Origin of the sequence: Nocardia cerradoensis NBRC 101014, assembly GCF_000308535.1 — a bacterium.
GTDB classification, from domain to species: Bacteria; Actinomycetota; Actinomycetes; order Mycobacteriales; family Mycobacteriaceae; genus Nocardia; species Nocardia cerradoensis.
Window position 1 is genome coordinate 1 of sequence record NZ_BAFW01000006.1, and the last position, 1,290, is coordinate 1,290.

Annotated in this window: 2 protein-coding genes; both read left to right on the forward strand. The window is 71.0% G+C overall.

What is annotated here, in order from left to right:
* The coding region (locus ON23_RS01685; protein WP_039775635.1) for an ATPase, T2SS/T4P/T4SS family at positions 1–503 on the forward strand (503 nt) is incomplete at its 5' end.
* A gap of 131 nt (positions 504–634) precedes the next feature.
* On the forward strand, positions 635–1,290 hold a 656-nt coding region (locus ON23_RS01690), incomplete at its 3' end, for a type II secretion system F family protein (protein WP_306307089.1).

The following is a 1,290-nucleotide window of genomic DNA, read 5'->3' on the forward strand; positions in this document are numbered from 1 at the left end:
AAGACGCCGCCGAACTGTCGCCGCCGCATCCGCATGTCGTCCGGTTGGTCGCGCGCATCGCCAATGTGGAGGGCGCGGGTGCCATCACGGTCCGGGACCTGGTCCGGCAGGCGCTGCGTATGCGGCCGGATCGGATCGTCATCGGGGAGGTGCGCGGGGCCGAGGTGGTGGACCTGCTCACCGCGCTGAACACCGGACACGACGGGGGTGCCGGAACGGTCCATGCGAACTCGCCCCGTGAGGTGCCCGCTCGACTGGAAGCCCTTGCGGCACTGGGTGGAATGGGACGTGCGGGGCTGCACAGTCAGCTCGCCGCGGCGGTCCAGGTCGTACTCGCCATGCGGCGCCGGCCCGACGGTGGGCGAGTCCTGCAGGAAATCGGATTGGTGACCCGCGACGGGGAGGCCGGTGTGCGCATCGAGACGGCCTGGTCGGCGGATGCCGTTGCGGCACCGGCGAATACCGCACTGCGTCGGTCGCTGGACGAACGGTTGCGGCAATGACGGTGAGTCTGCTGTGCGGCGCGGGAGCCTTGCTGCTTCTGCCGACCCCGACTCGGCGGCACCGGCTACGTGCGCTGTATGGACTCCCGAAGGGGAATCGAAATATACCGAGCCGCTGGATCATTCGCTGCGTGACGGCTACAGCGGTGGTGGCGGCGGTCGTCTTCGGTCCCGGGGTCGCGGGTGCCGCCGTGGTGCTCGCCACCACGTTGACGGTGCGCGCGAAGAACCGCCGCGAGGAACGCCGCCACGACGGCGAATGCCGGAAACTGCTGGAAGGGCTGGAAGTGGTGATCGGTGAACTGCGTACAGGTGCACATCCCAGCGCTGCCGCCGCGGTCGCGGCCGAAGAGATCGGCGGAGCCGCCGGAGCGGCCTTCGCGGTGAGTGCCGCCCGCGCACGGCTCGGTGGCTCGGCCGCGGACGGATTGCGCGGCCGCCGCTGCGTCGTCACAACCGAACTGGATCGCGTCGCGAACGCGTGGGAGGTGGCCGAGCGGCACGGCCTGGCGTTGGCCGAACTGTTGAGCGCGGCCCGCGACGACCTCGCCGGGCGGATGCGATTCAGCGACCGCACGACCGCCGCGCTGGCGGGTGCGCGTGCCAGCGCCGCGGTGCTGGCCGGACTTCCGCTCCTGGGCATCGCGCTCGGACAGTTGATGGGCGCGCACCCGCTGCAGGTGCTGATGAGCCGAGGGGTCGGAACCATCGTCTTCCCCCTGGGCGCCGGACTGATCGGCGTGGGATTGCTGTGGGCGGACGCCATCACGCGGCGGGTATCGGGATG